The organism is Moritella marina ATCC 15381 (assembly GCF_008931805.1).
Lineage (GTDB): Bacteria > Pseudomonadota > Gammaproteobacteria > Enterobacterales > Moritellaceae > Moritella > Moritella marina.
In genome coordinates, this window is sequence record NZ_CP044399.1 from 3,146,817 (window position 1) to 3,164,810 (window position 17,994).

Here is a 17,994-nt window from a genome sequence, read left to right on the forward strand (position 1 = left end):
AGCTCCGCTTACAAAGTATCGTAATAATCACGAATGTGTTGAGTTTCATGGTAACCTGCTGTTTTTTCTTTCTTATTATTTTCTTGGCTATCAACAGACGCATTCGCAGTGGTGGATACACCCGTTGCGATAGCTCCTACTGCAACACCTAAACCAATGTTTTTTAACAGTTGGCGACGGTCTTCATCCGGCTTATTTTGTTTGCTCATCGAGTTTGCTCCTTTATCGTTATTATTTTTTTACGTCGATAAAACGTATTTTTTCAATACTTAAAAATTGCCAAGCTAATTCTGCGACTGCGCTGTAAAACACGGCACTTTTCGCTTTTTTCAAATCTTGGCAAAAACGTTCAAACCAAGTGTCGATATGACGATTAAAAAACTCAGCTTGATCGCTATGATTACTTTCGCTCACCAACATAGTCATCACTTCTAGCAAGGCTGCGATATGATCTTCCGGTTCTTTTACTGATTCATCACGTTGAAAACCCAGTTTTTTCAAGTCATGACGCAAATGTGCAAGCGGCATTTCCATTAATGATCCGGTAAGAAACCAAGAGCCAAACGGGACAATTTCACCATGGCCGATACCAATAAACAGATCTTGATATTCATCTTCCGCGGCTGTTAATAAGGTTTTTTGTGCGGCCAACTTCAATAGTGGCCAAGCAGCTGACATTCCCGTGGTTTGAATTAATGCATTCGGCGCATCAACGTCGAGATTAGCTAACCAATCAATCACCTCTGCATCTGGTGCTTTACGGAATAAATGTGCAAGCAAGCTGTAAATATCGATGCGCAATGCTGCATCTTCAGTAAATGACTGTGACATATTTTGTGATCCCATAATGTAGCCCTACACGTTTAACTGACGTAGTGGATCGTCAGCCATATCTGAAAAAATATCGCGAACACGACAGTCTTCACACATAGATAAACGGCGAATAGCATCACCTTGAAATTGGCTGTGATTTTGGAGTTTTTCCGTTAACATGGCGATCATCGATGCAGGTGCAAAGGCTTTACCACAACTTAAACAACAAGCAGCCTCTTCTTCGTGGATCATCACCACACTTCGACGGCTTTCCGCGTCCCAATTCAGACCCGGTTTAAGACTAATTACTTGTTCAGGACAGGCTTTTTCACAAAGACCACACTGCACACAATCTTGTTCTCTAAACTGTAGGCCAGGGCGATCACCAACAGCATGTAATGCACTTGTTGGACACACTGCAACGCAACCCATACATAGGGTACAATCATCAGTTTTACATTCCACGCCGCCATAAGGTGCATTTTCAGGCATCACCGAATGTGTCGGTTGCAATGGACTTTGTGCTGATAATTTATCTAGCGCAGTAAATAATTTTTCACGTTTAGTGCCAGACAGTTGCTCAGCTAATACTGCGTTATCCATTACTGCTATCTTATTCTCAACAACAGGTAATACCGGTTGAGTAAACGCGACAAAATCTGCTGCCGAATCTAAATCAAACAAACAAATACGCCCAGCTTCAAAACCCATCTCAGTTAAGAAGGTATTGGCAATGGCCAGTTCATCATTAAGCACGCGATCAATCGTCGCGGGGATATAGGCGATGTTAGTAGCGAGTAATACTTGATGCGCACCATAGAGTAAGGCGCTAAACCAAGTATCAACACCAACCGTAGCCAACTCTTCTAGAGCAATAGGAATAACATTTGATGGTAATAACGGTAATTTTTCTGCCACCGTTTGTTCGTCACGATTACCAAAGAATAAGATCGTTGGCTGTTCGCCACCCGCCATTTGATAACTGTTTAATAAGCGATAAATAAAGTTCTGGGTCTTTTCTGGTTCTGGTAATGCGTAAGTAATCGCTTCAGTCGGACAAGCCGTGGCACACGTCCCTACACCTTGGCATAAGAACGGATTAATTTCGATAGCGTGGCCATTACTGGTTAACGCACCTGCAGGACAAGCATCAACACAACGTGTACAACCACCCACTCCACGTGATGAATGTGCGCAGATATCATTGTCTAAACGAAAGTATTTTGGTTTATCAAACGTACCTAGCATTTCCGGTAAGGTTTCAATAACATCGGCAATCGCTGCTTTACCGCTACCAACAGGGTAATAACCTGGCGCTGGTATTTCGGTTTGAATAAGGCTATTAGCGCTCATATCAACGACTAAATCGAAACTATCACCACCTATGGTCACTTCCGCTAAATTGGTATAGATACTCAGTAAGCTACCTGCTACACGGCAGTTCACTTCGAACGCACCAAGGTAACCTTTAATTGTTACTTCATTACTAAAAAATACTTTGTCTTTATCTTTGGTATTGCTATCGTTCGTCACTGGTCCAGCATCTGTTGCAGCAGACGTCGCCAGTAGTGTTACTGAATTCAATGTTGCAAATTGCGGTGCTAGTGCAGTGATAATATCGTAAGCACCAATGATCAATAAGTTGCCACGACTTTCGTAAGATACCGTCGGCGGGATCAGATTCGATAATTCAACGGTATCGGCTATCGCTGCAAAGCGTGCTTGACCATTGCTATCAGTAAATGTTTCTAAAGTACTTTTTAACATTGCTATTCCTGTATCTCGTCACCGTTATAAGGGTGTCGATTAAACTGCGAGTCATTACTCGCTGCTCTCTGCTAGCGTACGTTCATATTCGTACTTTTTTGCTGTCGCTATTTTGCTGTAGCTAATAGAGCAATAACCGAACCAACTTTTAACGGAATAAAATGACCTATAAAGAGTTAAAGTCAGAGAGGGATTGTTTACTTATTCCCAAACGGGACATAATGTCGCTATAAACAATCGTGCATGGAACAAAATGTCCCGATTAAAATTAGGGTTATTTGTCCCTTTATGTCTCACCCACCTGTTGAAGGTGTTGCTGAAGCTGGTTTTTTTGTTCTTCACCATTTTTTTCACTACAACTCTGTTCATCACAACTTTTTTCATCACAACAAGACGTCGAACTATTATCAGCCGTGATAGCTTGAACAGCTCCATCATCTATAGAGCTATTGGGGGCTGCAATTGCTCCAGATTCTGTTTCCGGATCAGTTTCAGTAGCGACTAATACCTCACCTTCTTCAACCAGTTCCGTTTCTTCAATCAAATCAGCTTCAGGCTCTTCCAATACCGTTTTAACCCAACCACGCAACTGTTTCGCGATACTCTCATCAAGCTTAGGAATATTAGAAAAATCCTCGGTGTGATCATCCATAGTACTTATATAGTTAAATTCATCAGCATGAAATAATTTCGCTAACGCTGCTTTTTTTACTGATTTATCAACGCCATGCTGTAGAAATGAAGCAACACCACTATCAAAGGTGACCTTATCGGCATCATCAATAGTAAGTTCAACTTCGACCTGCTCATCAATAACATCTGTCGATAGCGCTAGATCCGTGGCCGATTCAGCTTGTGGTTCTGAAACATGCTCAATATCCAGCTCTGCATCGCGCTTTAGTGTTAGCTCTGACCCCTGATTCTGATTTTGATTCTCAGTTTCGACAACAGCGTCTTTAATAACGACTAAATCAGTTTCTGTATGGTCTTTTGCCGCTAATGAGCGATCTGACCAACGTTGAAAAAAGTTATTGGCCACTTGAACGCCCTTTCTTGTCTTTACAACGTTTCTTTTTAAATTCAATCAGTTCGCCGTTTCTACCGATGAATGCTTCCATCCAAGCTTGCACTGGTAATGGCATTTGAATGTGCAACACTTGATAGTCGCCATCCATATAACTACTCGCAACACTTTGCGCCGCAGTGATCAGTAATGGCGAAAATTGCTCGTCAGTCACTTCACAAACAATAAATAGATGAGGGTCTTGTGAGCTGAGGTTAAAACGGTAATCAGTCCGTTCATCGCGGTATAAGAATAGCGTTCGTTCATAATGAGTCGTAGTACCAGCAGTATCGCAATTATCTTCTGCTGTAGTGCTCACGGGCGCTTGCTGATACAGCCCAATATCTTCAATAGACCAAGACAAAGTAGTCCAACGCCCAACTTGTTTTTCTTCAGAACGAAGACTGAAGGCGATTGGCCAGCTTGATTCGTCTTTCGCTAAGCGCGTATGTTCATCACCCTTATTTAGAGGTTTATCTTCATCACGTAGTTGCACACATGCTCCTTTATTCTATTTTTATAATTATTTAGAATTTTTTACCTAATCTTCCCCTACTCAGCAAAATTTAGACCAAGTTAGAACGAAATGACAAATAAACGAATAATAGCCAAGTTACTTCGAAGCTTTAGTGTAAGTTGGAATGAACTTTGCTTTACCTCTTCATAGATATATAAACCAGCAGGAATTTCGGATGCCGCAATTACCAAAAATAATTAGAACCAATTCTTCAGTTGAACACACCATGACAGTTGACATCATGGACGAATATGGCGATACCATGACCAAAGAGATCGCCTGCGAACACCCACTCACTATCTACTTAAACTGGGTAGAAATTGTTACCGTGATGACACTCGGCGCACGCCCTGCTGATCTGGTATTAGGTTATTTAAAAAACCAAGGCTTTATTGAAGACATTACCGCTATTGAATCAGTGATTATTGATTGGGATACAAATTCAGCAGCCGTGATCACGCGTGAAAGTACCGATGGATTAGCAGAGAAATTAACCAAGAAAACCGTTACCTCTGGCTGCGGCCAAGGCACTATGTTCGGTAACGTGATGAAAAAATTAGAAGGCATAACACTGCCACAACCTAGATTACGCCAATCAAAATTGTATGGCTTGTTAGAAGCATTAACGCATCACAACGCAACGTATAAAGCCGCTGGTGCAGTACATGGCTGTGCGGTATGTAAAGACACCGAGATCTTGTCGTTTGTCGAAGATGTAGGTCGTCACAACGCCGTTGATACTTTGGCTGGGGAAATGTGGTTAAAAGGCCAAACGGGTGAAGACAAGATATTTTATACCACTGGTCGCCTCACGTCAGAAATGGTGATTAAAGTCGCGCAAATGGGTATTCCAGTATTGCTATCGCGCTCTGGTGCAACGCAAATGGGCTACGATTTAGCGAAAAAATTAGGTATTACAATGGTCGCGCGTGCTAAAGGTAATCGTTTCCAAGTGTATAACGGGATGACGAACTTGATCTTAGATGTCAAAGGCCCTGACGCAGAAGAGCAAGCAGTTGTCGGTAAGACTGCATGAGCGAAAATTCCCCCGCGTTCATGAATGTAAAACAAGTGGCTGAGTATTTAGACCTGAATGAAAAAAAGGTCTACACCCTGGCGAACGATGGCCATTTACCTGCAACAAAAGTCACGGGGAAATGGTTATTCCCCAAAGCTATGTTAGATAAATGGCTACTCGAATCTTGCCATAACGGCGTGCTGAATGATCGCTTACTTATCGCAGGCTCAGACGATCCATTGTTACAGTTAGTCGTTGGAAAGATGGCGCAGAAACTCGGCAGCGCGGCATTGGTTGGTTATACCTCAACAGGCACGCGCCAAGGTTTAGCCATGCTCAGTAAAGGCCATGTGGATATATGTGCGATCCATTGGGGTCATGCAGAAGAAGCTGCATTGCGTCACCCTGCTTTACTGCAGCAATACCCAGGACATAAAAACTGGGTGCTGATCCATGCCTTTGAACGTCAACAAGGCTTAGTCGTGAGTAAAGAACTTGCTGACTTAGTTAATTCTCGTTCGTTAAACTTAACCGAATTACTGACTTCACGCTGGCGCTGGGCACTACGTCAAGAAGGCGCTGGCAGTATGCGGGCTTTGGGTGAATGGTTACACAATCATGCTTACACAGTCGATATGCTTACCGCAGCAGAAACCTGTCATAGTGAACGTGAACTAGCATCTTGCATTGCCCGTGGTGAAGCGGATGTTGGCTGTGCCAGCCAAAGCACCGCAGGCGAATTTGGCTTAGGTTTTATTCCATTAGGCACTGAAGCCTTTGAGTTAGTGATCCCGAAAAATATCTACTTCCGCACTTTGCAGCAACAATTATTGCAGGCATTGACCTCGATGGAGATCCAAGCCAAAGGCGATCTACTCGGCGGTTATAACTTTAGCCGTACTGGCCAGCAAGTTTGGAGTGCCAGCTAGTTGCACTATCTCAATAAAAAACACTAGTTGTAAAAAAGCCCAGATATCGGCACACGATCTGGGCTTAATTACATTACCTTACTGGAGTTCTTTTTATTTCTTATCCGTCATTCTTTAATTCTTTCGCAATCTACATCGCAGCATTAAATATAGCGCAGATTTCTTCATGCGTAGCTTGTTTTGGATTCGTAAAACCACAAGCATCATTCAATGCATTTTTCGCTAATTCAGGAATATCTTCAACTTTTACGTTTAAGCTTGTAAGTCCTGCTGGAATACCAACCGCTAACGCTAATGCTTTAATCGATGCAATCGCCGCTTCAGCACCTTGCTCTGGTGTCATTTCTGTTACATCAACACCCATCGCTTTAGCTACATCACGTAGACGTGCTGGACACACTTGCGCGTTATAAGCTTGTACATGTGGCAGTAATACCGCATTACACACACCGTGTGGTAAGTCATAAAAACCACCTAATTGATGCGCCATTGCGTGTACATAACCTAGTGACGCGTTGTTAAATGCCATACCTGCCATAAATTGTGCATAAGCCATTTGTTCACGCGCTTCGATATTTTCACCGTGTTCTACAGCTGTGCGTAAATGCGCTTGGATCAGTTCCATGGCTTTAATCGCTACTGCATCTGTAATTGGTGTCGCCGCAATTGATACATACGCTTCAATCGCATGCGTCAGTGCATCCATACCGGTTGCAGCAGTTAATGAAGCAGGTTTCGCTAACATGAGTTCTGGATCATTGACTGACATTAGCGGTGTGGTATTTTTATCCACGATCGCCATTTTGATATGTGTCGTTTCATTAGTAATAATACAAAAACGTGTCATTTCAGAAGCCGTACCCGCGGTGGTATTAATTGCCACTAATGGTAGCTGCGCTTTTGCTGATTGATCAACGCCTTCGTAATCGGCAATATGGCCGCCATTCGCAGCAACTAAGGCAATACCTTTCGCGCAATCATGTGGTGAACCACCACCGAGAGAGATAACAAAATCACATGCTTGTGCATTTAATATTTCCAAGCCACTAGCAACATTGGCTGTGGTAGGGTTTGGCTGAGTACCATCAAAAACTGCAGATTCAACATCGCGTGCAGTTAATAAATCTTGTACTTGTTTTACCATGCCGATGCTATTAATCACTTTATCAGTGACGATTAAGGCTTTTTTGAAACCGTGAGATTTAATCGCGTCAGCTGCTTGAATTAAACAACCAGCGCCCATTAGATTATATGCAGGAATAAAGAATGCAGTGCTCATAATATATCTCCAAAATAAATTAATAATTGTTGCTGCAATACACTTTGCAAATGCATTGTAAGCAATAATCATCTAGTCAACTCGACAAGCTAACCACTATGAGGTAATTATAACCTTTGTCCCTATAAAATAAATGGCTTTATAAAATGACAACAGCTTTACTACCCATTTTGGAATAACTGTCACATAATTCGGTAATTTAGATGTTAATTACAGGGTGCGTAGTGGGTGACAGTCTCTTGTCCAAGGCGAACTGAACAAATTATCAACAAAATTAACAGGCACATCAGCAATCAGTTCATACAACCAATTCGGCTGATTGTCTTTATCGACCAGTAAAGCTCTTACACCTTCAACCAGATCAGCGTTTAAACAAACATTAACCGCTAAATCTAATTCCAACTGAAAACAGCCTGCTAAATCGAGTGCTGCGTATTGGTTTACTTGTCGATAGAGGATATGCGCCGAAATTGGACTACCTAACAGCAATTTTTTAATACTGGTTTGTAACCAAGTATCGCTACTATCATGTGCCTGAATACAAGTCATCACATCAGCTAGGTCAGTATAAGTACTCAACTCGGTAAACAAGCTTTGATGGTTAATTAAATTACCAGTAGCAAAGTTGGCATCTGCATACTGCGCTGTTAATAGCTCATCCACTTGCTGGTGATGCAATGCCGTATCACCTTGCCAAGCAAGTGTGGTTAATGCCTTAATCACCTCGTCATATTTGGCGGCAGGGATTAAATATTCACTCAAACCAAGATATTTAGCGTCGTTGGCGTTAATACTTGCGCCTGTTAAGCCTAAAAATAGCCCCACACCTGGATGCGGTAAGCGATTTAAAAACCACGTCGCGCCAACATCAGGGAATAAACCTATGGTGATCTCCGGCATAGCAATACGTGCAGTTTCGGTAACAACGCGGTGACTCGCGCCCATGAACAGCCCTAATCCGCCACCCATAATAATACCGTCACCCCAGACAATCAGTGGTTTGCCAAAATTATGCAGTAAATAATCGACTTGATATTCGGCTGTGAAGTAGTCACTGACAAGCTGCTTTTTAGCTTCCTCGCCCTCGGTGCTGACCAGCGTTTGTTGTAGTGATTTAACATCACCACCCGCGCAAAATGCTTTCTCACCAGTGCTGGTTAGAAACACACTCACTACACGTTTATCTGTTTTCCAGATCAGCAATTGTTGACGTAATAAGGGGAACATATCTGCACTGAGCGCATGTAACTGACGTGCTTTATTAAGGGTAATCATACCCACGACATGACCATCATCCGTGGCTAATTCATCAAATAATACGCTGGCTTCCATGTAAACTCCGACTGAACAAAAAACCAGTGTAGCGAAGTTAGCTGATCAAATTCAACTAGCTAAGTGGCTGATTGTGATGTTAGCAAAGTCGATTTAGCTATTTAAACCATCATTTAACGACTAGCATCAAGGTGAGGTTGATTGTGAGATACCCAAAATACTCACGTTGTGGCATAATAGCCCCACAAAATCTAGAGGATTAATTCAATGTCTATCGAAACAACGTTATTACAACGCAGTGGTTCTAAATGTGAAATGTGCACAGCAGAATCTAACCTATCAGCTTATGAGCTACCTGAATCACCAGAAAAAAGCTCAGACTGTGCAGTAATGCTTTGTGGTACTTGCCTTGATCAAATTAACAACCCAGACACGCTTGATGCAAATCATTGGCGTTGCCTAAACGACAGCATGTGGAGCCAGGTACCAGCAGTACAAGTACTTGCATACCGTATGCTTAACCGTTTAGATGCAGACTGGTCACGTGATCTTCTTGATATGATGTATCTAGAAGAAGACGTAAAAGCATGGGCTGAAAAAGGCGTGCTAATCGCAGCAATGACTGATACGCCAGCACGTGACTCTAATGGTACTATCTTACAAGCTGGCGACAACGTAAACATCATCAAAGATTTGCCTGTTAAAGGTTCAAGCTTAGTGATTAAACGTGGTACAGCAGTACGTAATATCGGTTTGACAGATAATCCATTGCACATTCAAGGCCGTGCAAACGGTACTGCGATGGTGATCATTTCTGCATACTGCAAAAAAATGTAATTTGCTTAGTCTGATTCGTTCTTAATGACATGTTAAGCACGAGACGACTAACCAGATCAAAAAAGGCCGGTGACCGTTCTGATAAAGAAACGGTCACCGGCCTTTTTATATGTGGAGTTTCATATTGATATAAAACCCCACATATCATTAATCTAACAAATAGCGTTAGCTATTATTAGCCAACGATTGCGTTATGGTAGATATCTTGAACATCATCGCTATCGTTTAGTGCAGCAAGGAAACGTTCAAACATTTCTGCATCATCACCAACAACTTCAGTTTCGATTTGCGGTAAGAATGTGATGTCTTCTGCATCAAATTCAATCGCAGGAAATGCTTCTGACAATGCAACTTTCGTTTTGAAGAATTCTGTGTGTGGAACATAAACAGTTATAGTACCGTCTTCATTCTCTACATCTGAAACATCAACTTCAGCTTCCATTAATGCTTCTAATACCGCATCTTCATCATCAAATTTGAATTCAAATACTGCTTGATGATCAAACATGTGCGATACAGAACCTTGCGCACCCAATTTCGCGCCATTCTTAACGAATGCCTGACGAACATCAGTGAAAGTACGTTTACCGTTATCAGTTAGACACTCCACGATAACCATGCAGTTACCTGGGCCAAAACCTTCATAACTTGCACGTTCATAATCTTCACCGCCAGCGCCAGCTGCTTTTTCGATAGCGCGGTCAATAACGTGCGTTGGTACTTGGTCTTTTTTCGCTTTTTCAATGATTCGACGAAGACTTAAGTTGTTGTCAGGGTCACCACCACCCGTTTTTGCGCATACATAGATCTCTTTACCATATTTAGAGTAGATCTTAGTTTTCATGCCAGCTGTTTTAGCCATCGATAATTTACGGTTTTGGAACGCTCTGCCCATCTTAATTCACTCTCATTTTAAATTTGAAATAAATACTGTTCGATTTTAGCAGGATTAGCACCTGTTTTGCCACAAAAGCGTAAATATCTTATCTTTCATCAACAAAATTTAACCAAACTCTCCTAGGAACTTTACCTATTATGGGCCGTCTGACTAATTGTCATTGTTATCGGTTAATAATATGTTCTACTATGTTAACTAGATTTACTTAGTTTTCATCGCATAGGTCGCCACTTGTATTTAAAAAGAATGTATCTCAAAAAAATATTACGTGTAACAAGTACCGCATTATTTGTCGGCGCATTGGGCTTAATGAGTTCAGCGCAAGCGACCAATAAGCTGCCGGAAATCGGTACCGCCGGCGTTACCGCTTTATCTATCGACCAGGAACGCCAATACGGCGCAGCCTTTATCAAAGTAGCACGTGGATCTTTTCCTATGGTCAGCGATCCTGTCCTGCAAGAGTACATTGCCGAATTAGGGGCTAAATTAATTAGCCAAACCGATTCAGTGCGCTTTCCGTTTAATTTCTTCTTGATCAAAGATGATGAAATTAATGCCGCTGCTTTTCTCGGTGGTTATGTCAAAGTACATACAGGGTTATTCTTATATGCCGAAAGCGAATCAGAATTTGCTTCGGTTATTGCTCATGAGATTTCACATATTACCCAACGCCATCTTGCGCGTAGCCTCGAGGCACAAGCAGGCAACAGCCAATTAACCGTTGCAGGTTTAGTCGGCGCAGTGTTATTAGGTATCGCTAATCCGGTTGCCGGTATCGCCATGTTACAAACGACGGTGGCCATCAATGCACAATCTGCGATTAACTATACCCGTGCTAATGAATTTGAAGCAGACCGTATTGGTATTCAGGTAATGGCAAACGCTGGTTATGATCCTGGAGCTATGTCGACATTCTTCGGTAAACTAGCCGAACAATACCGTTTCAGCTCAAAACCGCCACAAATGTTAATCACCCATCCATTACCAACCACTCGTATCACTGAAGCACGAGATAGAGCAGCACTGTACCCAAATCGTTATTATCAGCCAAGTCTCGACTATCAATTAGCAAAAGCCCGTATTCAAGTCCGTTACGGTACTTTAAAGCCGAAAGAAGCACTGCAATTCTTTGAACATCAGCTGAGAACCAAAAAATTCATTTTAAAAGATGCGGCACTATATGGCCAAGCTCTGGCGCTAATACAATTAAAAAAGAATACTGAAGCTAAAAAAATTGTTAACGAATTGGCGAAAAAGCAGCCCAACAATTTGTTTTATCTTGATACCCTGACGGACATCGATTTAGCCCTCAAAAACAATGACGAGGCAATCGCCCGTTTACAAAAAGCCAATAATAGATATAACAATAACCCGGTGACAACCATCAATTTAGTCGTCGCGTTGCAGCAAGCGAAACAATACAAACCCGCGAAAAAACTAATTCGAGATTATCTACGTAGCCATGAAACAGATATGATCGCGTTGAGTATTTATATTGATTTGCTGCGTCAAACCGATGATACCGTCAAAATGTACGTACAGCGCGCTAACCTAGCGCAACTCAGGGCGAATTATCCCAAAGCCTTGAACGAACTACAGTCTGCACGTACCGTTGCCACCAGTTCGGCAGATATCGCGCGCATTGATGCACACATGGAGCAAGTGGAATTAGAAAAGCAAGAAATGCAGGCATTGCAAAACTAGCCAAGGGACAGGAAACAAGGCAAAATGGGGACTTTAAGGATCCCCATTTGTTCTAAGATCTGTTTTAAGGAAAAAGCCAAGCTATGACTAGTGTCACTATTTACCATAATCCGCGTTGCTCTAAAAGCCGTCAAACACTTGCACTATTAGAAGAGCAAGGCGTTACACCAAACATCGTAAAATACCTCGAAACACCACCTTCAGGCGCTGAACTACAGGAAATCCTGACTTTACTTGCATTAACGCCACGCCAATTAATGCGAATAAAAGAAGCTGAGTATAAAGCACTTGGGTTAGACGACGAAAACTTATCTACGGATGAATTGATTGCCGCGATGATTGCAACACCTAAGCTAATTGAACGCCCAATCGTCTTAGCGAATGGCAAAGCTGCGATTGGCCGTCCCCCTGAAAATATTTTAGCAATTCTTTAATAACGGCAAATAATTCTTAACAACGAGCAAATAATGCAAACGATTTCAACAACACAAGATACACAAAAACGTATTACACAATATCGACTCTTAGGTCTATTTGGCTACTTTGGTCTGATCATACTGATGATTGTATGGCAACTTTGGTTAACGCCTGAAAAACTACAAGATCATACGCAATCGCAAGCACTTGCAGAACTCACAGCAATGGCTGACGTGAACCCTGAATTATTACCGCAGGTTGAAGCCGAAAAGCAGAAGTGGTTAGAACGCCAAGCTGCACACGAATCAAATCCATTAGCAAAAGCGTTTATTTGGATCTTACCGCTACTAATCCCCTTCTACGGATTGGTTAAAGGTAAACCTTATACTGCCGCTTGGAGTAATTTCGTCGTCATGATCTATTACATGCACTCATTAACGATCATGTATACCGACCCCGATGAACGTTACTTAGCGATCTTAGAGTTTGTTTTAGCCAACTGTATGTTGTTTGGTAATGGTATTTACGCTCGTATGCAAGGCAAAGAATTAGGCCTAGGTCTGGATAAGTTAAAAGTCGTGATGGCTGAAGAAAAAGAACGAGAAGAAGCATATAAAGCCCAGCACAGAGATTAATTAACTGTCGCTGAATAACAAAAAGGAAATAGTGTCATCGACCCTATTTCCTTTTTTATTTGCGCTGAAAATATGTCAGCAATATAAGTAGAAGATTCGTCTTACAAGGAAAGCGTTTCTTTTACAAAAGGGATCGTTAGTCGACGCTGGGCACTAATTGACGCACTGTCTAAACGATCGAGCGTGGAAATAAGTGTTTTCATATCACGAGATGAACGGTTAAGTAAAAAACGACCTACATCGACAGGCAATTTTAATCCCCTAAACTCAGCACGCAATTGCAAAGCTGCTAACTTGCCATCATCGCAATTGTAAAGCTCGCTAATTCCAGTCTCGATCAATCAATCCTAAGTAAATTGTAATTGATAGTGCACGCCAGCACGGATCCTTCCCATCACGGATCATCAATTCAATATTATCAATACACACCATATCAAGATGTTCCATACCATCTAATACAGACGGTGACATCATGGCTGACATTTCCATCGGTAAATAGGCTGCTGAACGATCGGCATCAGTACATTCTGTACAGGTCGCGTGGAGTAAATGAGAGGTGCCCGAACTTCGGTTACCAAATAGATAAATAAATGGATCACCGTCGCCTACAGCTGCATTTTTTAACGCAGTGAGTAGTTGGACATTCGCGCCGGGGTAAAAACTTGCAAAAGTTTCACCATCGGGCAATTGTACTGGTAGAGAAAGTTGTGCTGGAGTGTTCAATATCACCCTTTCATACAATCATAAGATTAGTGTGGCCATTGTAGCACCTCAATGGCCGATAGAGAACGGCTAGTAAAAGATCACAATATAAAATTGCTTAATTAATCACGTTCCACTGAAAATTCACATCATCAAATGTATTTTTGCTGCTCAGGATCCGCTGATCCAATGACAATTCCATTAAAAGATCTTCCTGAGTGCCCAGCAAGACTAATTTTAATTGGATGCTTGAGCCTGACACAGTTTCAAGATCAACTTGCGCGACGGCTGATAATTCCGAGAACATTTCAATCAACTTAGCGTAATCAGCAACACCATTGATCGCGTCAACATTGAAATACACCACTTCATTATTACCAGAAGCTTTAACACTGTAGCGCTGACCCAGATGATCCGCTAAACGAGCGCTCAGTTTTACCCCCATTTCAGATAACGCGCCTTGATCACTATCAGTTAACCAAATCTCATATGCTTGATTACTATTATTACGGCCATATAAACTCCAACTCAGTTTATAGTCATCCTGTTGTTTAATGATTTTAGCAATAATATAATTATCTGCAGCGTAACGCGTTGATGCTAACTCAACAGGATCTGTAAACTGCCCCCATAAATCACTACTACTCACTTGCAATTGATCATCAAGATCCATCACCGGAAATAGCACAGGTAGACCGCGTTTATTAGCTTGCTCTTTAATCGCATTAATAAAATCAGCGTAATTAGTATCGCTTTCACCTTTAACACTACGGCTAAAATCTTCATCAACAACTAACCATAATATTTGTTGCGGACGGTTCTGACTCCACACACCGAATTCACTACTGCGTAATAAACGATTTACTTTTTTCTCATTAAAACTAACGTGTAAATGACGCTCGCCATCAATATCTTCTTGAGATTGCTTGACTAAATATTCACGCGCCCTCATTAGCGTTTTCTTGATCACTGGGTCCTTAGTAATCAAAGGATCACCAGATACTTTGACGAGCACTTCAGCCAGCGCCACTTTTTGTAGATCGCGGTTAGATTCCGCATCCACAGCAATCACTGATGATGAGTACAGATTAGCAACTTCAACCGCGCTAGCAGCGAGTGGCGTAAGAGACATTAATGATAATAAAACAGGGAGTAAACGCTTCATACAATCCTTTCCAAGAATAACGTGATGACTCACATTGATATTTTGATAATACCATAGCCGTCTCGATTAATTTAACTGAAATCATAACCAAAACAGGGGCTATGTCCATCAAAATCCTGAACACATCTAAATTAGCAATATAGGTAAACCTTAGCCATACTAAATATCAATGAGTTAGATAAAATGTAGTGGAGCTAAATCATGATGAATAAAAGCGTAGAAAATGACAGATACATTAATATAAATAGTGAACAGATATATTTACTGCATATTCTGTTAGTTTGGGGCGGGTATTTAACTGGGGATCAAATTGAATAACATACAGACATCGTAGCGATGCCTGTATTACTCCACGAGCAGAAATAAATAAGGTTCTGTTCTATCGTGCAAGCTATATTTTTATATTATTTAGTACCAAAGATCTTATCACCAGCATCACCAAGACCTGGAACGATGTAACCTTTTTCGTCTAAACGCTCATCAATAGATGCAGTGTAAAGCTCGATATTTGGGTGTGCTTCTTCTAACGCTTTTAGGCCTTCAGGTGCAGCAACAAGTACAAGGACTTTAATGTGCTTACAACCTTTAGCTACTAACAGGTCTAATGTTGCGATCATAGAACCGCCTGTTGCTAACATAGGATCAACAACAATCGCTAAACGTTCATCAATGCTGTGAACGATTTTTTCGAAATAAGGAATCGCTTCTAGCGTGTCTTCATCACGGTAAATACCAACAACACTTACACGTGCACTTGGCATATGTTCTAATACACCATCCATCATGCCTAAACCAGCACGAAGAATTGGCACTACAGTTACTTTTTTACCTTTGATTTGATCAACGGTAACATCGCCATTCCAGCCATCAATAGTTTTCTGTTCTAGTTCTAAATCAGCTGTTGCTTCATAAGTAAGTAAGCTACCCACTTCTGTTGCTAGTTCACGAAAACGTTTAGTGCTGATATCAGCAGCGCGCATTAAACCCAATTTATGACGTACTAAAGGATGTTTAACTTCAACAACTTTCATGTAATCTCCTAATAAAATCAAAGTAACTACGATACAAAAACGCGCAATATTACCAATAATGGCACTATAATGATAGCTTATTCCAAGGAAAAGCCTGAGTTAAGAATAAAATCAATTAGCAGGTCAAACAAGCCATAATATTGTTTCTATTCTGTGAGTAAAGTTGTTAACATGGCGGCGATTTTTTAATCCAATTGATACGATTAGTTTGTGAGGGATCCAGTGAGCAACCAAAATACTTCTCTAAGTTATAAAGATGCAGGCGTTGATATCGACGCAGGTAATGCATTAGTAGAACGCATTAAAGGTGTAGCGAAAAAAACTAAACGCCCAGAAGTGATGGGTGGTCTAGGTGGCTTCGGCGCTCTTTGCCAATTACCTACTGGTTATAAAGAACCAGTGTTGGTTGCAGGAACAGACGGTGTAGGAACGAAACTACGCCTCGCTATCGATTTAGCTAAATATGATACGGTAGGTATCGATTTAGTTGCTATGTGTGTAAACGACCTTATTGTACAAGGTGCTGAACCACTATTCTTCTTAGATTACTATGCAACAGGCAAGTTAGATGTAGATGTAGCTACGGCTGTTGTTACTGGTATCGGCGAAGGTTGTTTATTATCTGGTTGTGCGTTAACAGGCGGTGAAACTGCTGAAATGCCAGGTATGTACGACGGTAAAGATTTTGACATTGCTGGCTTCTGTGTTGGCATTGTAGATAAAGAAAACATCATCGACGGCACTAAAGTTGCTGCAGGTGATAAACTGATTGCTTTAGGATCGAGTGGCCCTCACTCGAACGGCTATTCTTTAGTGCGTAAAATCCTTGAAGTTTCAAAAGAAGATCCAAGTCAAGCATTTGGTGATTCAACATTAGGTGATGCTCTTCTAACGCCTACTAACATCTATGTTAAGTCTGTACTAGCTGTGTTGAAAGAATGTGAAGTTCACGCTTTATCACACATTACTGGTGGTGGTTTCTGGGAAAATATCCCACGTGTACTACCAGCACTGACAAAAGCTGTTGTAGATGAAAGTAGTTGGCAGTGGCCTGAAATTTTCAACTGGTTACAAGAGAAAGGTAACGTTGAACGTACAGAAATGTACCGTACGTTTAACTGTGGTGTTGGTATGGTTATTGCTCTACCAGAAGCACAAGTTGAAAAAGCACTTGAAATATTCACTGCCCATGGCGAAAATGCATGGCTAATCGGTGAAATTGCAAACGCTGCAGAAAATGAAGAACAAGTAGAGATAAAATAATGTCTAAACAAGCATCTATCGTAGTATTAGTTTCTGGTAATGGCAGTAATTTACAAACCATTCTAGATCAGTGCGAACAAGGTTCTATTAACGGTAAAGTAACTGCCGTCTTTAGTAACAAAAGTACAGCTTATGGCTTAGAGCGAGCACAACAAGCAGGTGTGGACGCAATATCACTGGCTCAAGGTGATTTTGCTGACCGTGCTGCATTTGATGCAGAGCTAATGACACAAATAGATCAATACCAACCCGATCTTATTGTGTTAGCAGGTTATATGCGTATTTTGAGTGATAACTTTGTCCAGCATTATGCTGGCAAGATGCTTAATATACATCCTTCTCTATTACCTAAATATCCAGGTTTAGATACACATCAACGTGCTATGGATAATGGTGATAAAGAGCATGGAGCATCAGTACATTTTGTCACGCCAGAGCTAGACGCAGGTCCAGTAATCTTGCAAGCAAAAGTACCGGTCTTTACAGAAGATGACATCGAAGAACTGAGTTCTCGAGTACATACTCAAGAACACATGATCTACCCGATGGTTATCCAATGGTTCTGTGCTGGACGCCTTGCTATGACAAATGGCAAAGCCGTTCTTGATGGGGAAGAATTAGCTGAAAGCGGCCACGCTGCGGACTAGGTTAATGCACTAATCCTAGATAATAAAAAGCCTTTAT

18 protein-coding genes and 1 pseudogene are annotated in these 17,994 nt (G+C 41.4%); 8 read left to right on the forward strand and 11 right to left on the reverse strand.

What is annotated here, in order from left to right; translation table 11 throughout:
• Positions 1-8: 8 nt before the first annotated feature.
• From FR932_RS14000 to FR932_RS14020, 5 genes are all read right to left on the reverse strand, one after another.
• On the reverse strand, positions 9-209 hold the full coding sequence (locus FR932_RS14000) for a twin-arginine translocation signal domain-containing protein (RefSeq protein ID WP_019441526.1): 201 nt from the start codon (positions 207-209) through the stop codon (positions 9-11).
• A gap of 22 nt (positions 210-231) precedes the next feature.
• Complete coding sequence (locus FR932_RS14005) at positions 232-846, reverse strand: TorD/DmsD family molecular chaperone (protein ID WP_019441527.1); 615 nt, start codon at positions 844-846, stop codon at positions 232-234.
• A 9-nt stretch (positions 847-855) separates the two neighbouring features.
• Entirely contained in the window at positions 856-2,580 is a 1,725-nt protein-coding gene (locus FR932_RS14010; protein ID WP_019441528.1) for a 4Fe-4S dicluster domain-containing protein, read from the reverse strand.
• A gap of 286 nt (positions 2,581-2,866) precedes the next feature.
• Positions 2,867-3,619 carry a DUF3306 domain-containing protein gene (locus FR932_RS14015; RefSeq protein ID WP_019441529.1) on the reverse strand — a complete coding sequence of 251 codons (753 nt, stop codon included), beginning with the start codon at positions 3,617-3,619 and terminating at the stop codon, positions 2,867-2,869.
• Positions 3,609-4,139 carry a DUF3305 domain-containing protein gene (locus FR932_RS14020; RefSeq protein WP_019441530.1) on the reverse strand — a complete coding sequence of 177 codons (531 nt, stop codon included), beginning with the start codon at positions 4,137-4,139 and terminating at the stop codon, positions 3,609-3,611. Before FR932_RS14020 ends, FR932_RS14015 begins: the two co-directional genes overlap by 11 nt.
• Before the next feature lie 196 nt (positions 4,140-4,335).
• On the opposite strand from FR932_RS14020, the gene FR932_RS14025 reads away from it, so the two are divergent.
• Both FR932_RS14025 and FR932_RS14030 read left to right on the forward strand, forming a co-directional pair.
• A complete protein-coding gene (locus FR932_RS14025; RefSeq protein ID WP_019441531.1) occupies positions 4,336-5,196 on the forward strand; it encodes a formate dehydrogenase accessory sulfurtransferase FdhD in 861 nt (286 codons plus the stop codon).
• On the forward strand, positions 5,193-6,107 hold the full coding sequence (locus FR932_RS14030; RefSeq protein ID WP_019441532.1) for a helix-turn-helix transcriptional regulator: 915 nt from the start codon (positions 5,193-5,195) through the stop codon (positions 6,105-6,107). The genes FR932_RS14025 and FR932_RS14030 overlap by 4 nt, the downstream gene beginning before the upstream one ends.
• A 130-nt stretch (positions 6,108-6,237) precedes the next feature.
• On the opposite strand, the gene yiaY is transcribed toward FR932_RS14030, so the two are convergent.
• Together yiaY and FR932_RS14040 are read right to left on the reverse strand one after the other, a co-directional pair.
• Entirely contained in the window at positions 6,238-7,386 is a 1,149-nt protein-coding gene (gene yiaY, locus FR932_RS14035) for an L-threonine dehydrogenase (RefSeq protein WP_026032149.1), read from the reverse strand.
• Positions 7,387-7,596: 210 nt separating this feature from the next.
• Complete coding sequence (locus FR932_RS14040) at positions 7,597-8,718, reverse strand: enoyl-CoA hydratase/isomerase family protein (RefSeq protein WP_019441534.1); 1,122 nt, start codon at positions 8,716-8,718, stop codon at positions 7,597-7,599.
• 207 nt (positions 8,719-8,925) lie between these two features.
• Between FR932_RS14040 and FR932_RS14045 the strand changes: the two genes are divergently transcribed.
• Complete coding sequence (locus tag FR932_RS14045; protein WP_019441535.1) at positions 8,926-9,495, forward strand: PhnA domain-containing protein; 570 nt, start codon at positions 8,926-8,928, stop codon at positions 9,493-9,495.
• 175 nt (positions 9,496-9,670) lie between these two features.
• Here FR932_RS14045 and FR932_RS14050 read toward each other — a convergent pair whose 3' ends face one another.
• Positions 9,671-10,390 (reverse strand): YebC/PmpR family DNA-binding transcriptional regulator, encoded by a 720-nt coding sequence (locus tag FR932_RS14050; RefSeq protein WP_019441536.1) that lies wholly within the window; start codon positions 10,388-10,390, stop codon positions 9,671-9,673.
• Positions 10,391-10,624: 234 nt separating this feature from the next.
• On the opposite strand from FR932_RS14050, the gene bepA reads away from it, so the two are divergent.
• The 3 genes from bepA to FR932_RS14065 all read left to right on the forward strand — a co-directional run bounded on the left by bepA (position 10,625) and on the right by FR932_RS14065 (position 13,149).
• Entirely contained in the window at positions 10,625-12,097 is a 1,473-nt protein-coding gene (gene bepA, locus FR932_RS14055) for a beta-barrel assembly-enhancing protease (RefSeq protein ID WP_240532402.1), read from the forward strand.
• A gap of 83 nt (positions 12,098-12,180) precedes the next feature.
• Positions 12,181-12,531 (forward strand): arsenate reductase (glutaredoxin), encoded by a 351-nt coding sequence (arsC, locus tag FR932_RS14060; protein WP_019441538.1) that lies wholly within the window; start codon positions 12,181-12,183, stop codon positions 12,529-12,531.
• 33 nt (positions 12,532-12,564) lie between these two features.
• Positions 12,565-13,149 (forward strand): DUF2069 domain-containing protein, encoded by a 585-nt coding sequence (locus FR932_RS14065; RefSeq protein ID WP_019441539.1) that lies wholly within the window; start codon positions 12,565-12,567, stop codon positions 13,147-13,149.
• A 101-nt stretch (positions 13,150-13,250) separates the two neighbouring features.
• Here the strand turns inward: FR932_RS14065 and FR932_RS21915 are convergent.
• From FR932_RS21915 to upp, 3 genes and pseudogenes are all read right to left on the reverse strand, one after another.
• Positions 13,251-13,872: pseudogene (locus FR932_RS21915) on the reverse strand (HdaA/DnaA family protein).
• A 97-nt stretch (positions 13,873-13,969) separates the two neighbouring features.
• The gene (locus tag FR932_RS14075; RefSeq protein ID WP_019441541.1) at positions 13,970-15,016 is read right to left on the reverse strand and encodes a DUF2066 domain-containing protein; all 1,047 of its coding nucleotides are present in this window, start codon (positions 15,014-15,016) and stop codon (positions 13,970-13,972) included.
• Between the two features lie 404 nt (positions 15,017-15,420).
• A complete protein-coding gene (gene upp / locus FR932_RS14085; protein ID WP_019441542.1) occupies positions 15,421-16,047 on the reverse strand; it encodes a uracil phosphoribosyltransferase in 627 nt (208 codons plus the stop codon).
• Positions 16,048-16,269: 222 nt separating this feature from the next.
• Here upp and purM point away from each other — a divergent pair, with 222 nt between their 5' ends.
• Positions 16,270-17,310, forward strand: a complete 1,041-nt coding sequence (gene purM, locus FR932_RS14090) for a phosphoribosylformylglycinamidine cyclo-ligase (RefSeq protein ID WP_019441543.1) — start codon at positions 16,270-16,272, stop codon at positions 17,308-17,310.
• Entirely contained in the window at positions 17,310-17,957 is a 648-nt protein-coding gene (purN, locus tag FR932_RS14095; protein ID WP_019441544.1) for a phosphoribosylglycinamide formyltransferase, read from the forward strand. Before purM ends, purN begins: the two co-directional genes overlap by 1 nt.
• Positions 17,958-17,994 lie beyond the last annotated feature (37 nt).

What these genes read in the sequence shown, in the direction of transcription:
- FR932_RS14030 (WP_019441532.1), top strand. Translation starts at nt 5,193, where the DNA reads ATGAGCGAAAATTCCCCCGCGTTCATGAATGTAAAACAAGTGGCTGAG.
- FR932_RS14005 (WP_019441527.1), bottom strand. Translation starts at nt 846, where the DNA reads ATGGGATCACAAAATATGTCACAGTCATTTACTGAAGATGCAGCATTG.
- FR932_RS14065 (WP_019441539.1), top strand. Translation starts at nt 12,565, where the DNA reads ATGCAAACGATTTCAACAACACAAGATACACAAAAACGTATTACACAA.
- FR932_RS14075 (WP_019441541.1), bottom strand. Translation starts at nt 15,016, where the DNA reads ATGAAGCGTTTACTCCCTGTTTTATTATCATTAATGTCTCTTACGCCA.
- FR932_RS14000 (WP_019441526.1), bottom strand. Translation starts at nt 209, where the DNA reads ATGAGCAAACAAAATAAGCCGGATGAAGACCGTCGCCAACTGTTAAAA.
- purN (WP_019441544.1), top strand. Translation starts at nt 17,310, where the DNA reads ATGTCTAAACAAGCATCTATCGTAGTATTAGTTTCTGGTAATGGCAGT.
- FR932_RS14025 (WP_019441531.1), top strand. Translation starts at nt 4,336, where the DNA reads ATGCCGCAATTACCAAAAATAATTAGAACCAATTCTTCAGTTGAACAC.
- arsC (WP_019441538.1), top strand. Translation starts at nt 12,181, where the DNA reads ATGACTAGTGTCACTATTTACCATAATCCGCGTTGCTCTAAAAGCCGT.
- FR932_RS14045 (WP_019441535.1), top strand. Translation starts at nt 8,926, where the DNA reads ATGTCTATCGAAACAACGTTATTACAACGCAGTGGTTCTAAATGTGAA.
- upp (WP_019441542.1), bottom strand. Translation starts at nt 16,047, where the DNA reads ATGAAAGTTGTTGAAGTTAAACATCCTTTAGTACGTCATAAATTGGGT.
- FR932_RS14050 (WP_019441536.1), bottom strand. Translation starts at nt 10,390, where the DNA reads ATGGGCAGAGCGTTCCAAAACCGTAAATTATCGATGGCTAAAACAGCT.
- yiaY (WP_026032149.1), bottom strand. Translation starts at nt 7,386, where the DNA reads ATGAGCACTGCATTCTTTATTCCTGCATATAATCTAATGGGCGCTGGT.
- FR932_RS14040 (WP_019441534.1), bottom strand. Translation starts at nt 8,718, where the DNA reads ATGGAAGCCAGCGTATTATTTGATGAATTAGCCACGGATGATGGTCAT.
- FR932_RS14010 (WP_019441528.1), bottom strand. Translation starts at nt 2,580, where the DNA reads ATGTTAAAAAGTACTTTAGAAACATTTACTGATAGCAATGGTCAAGCA.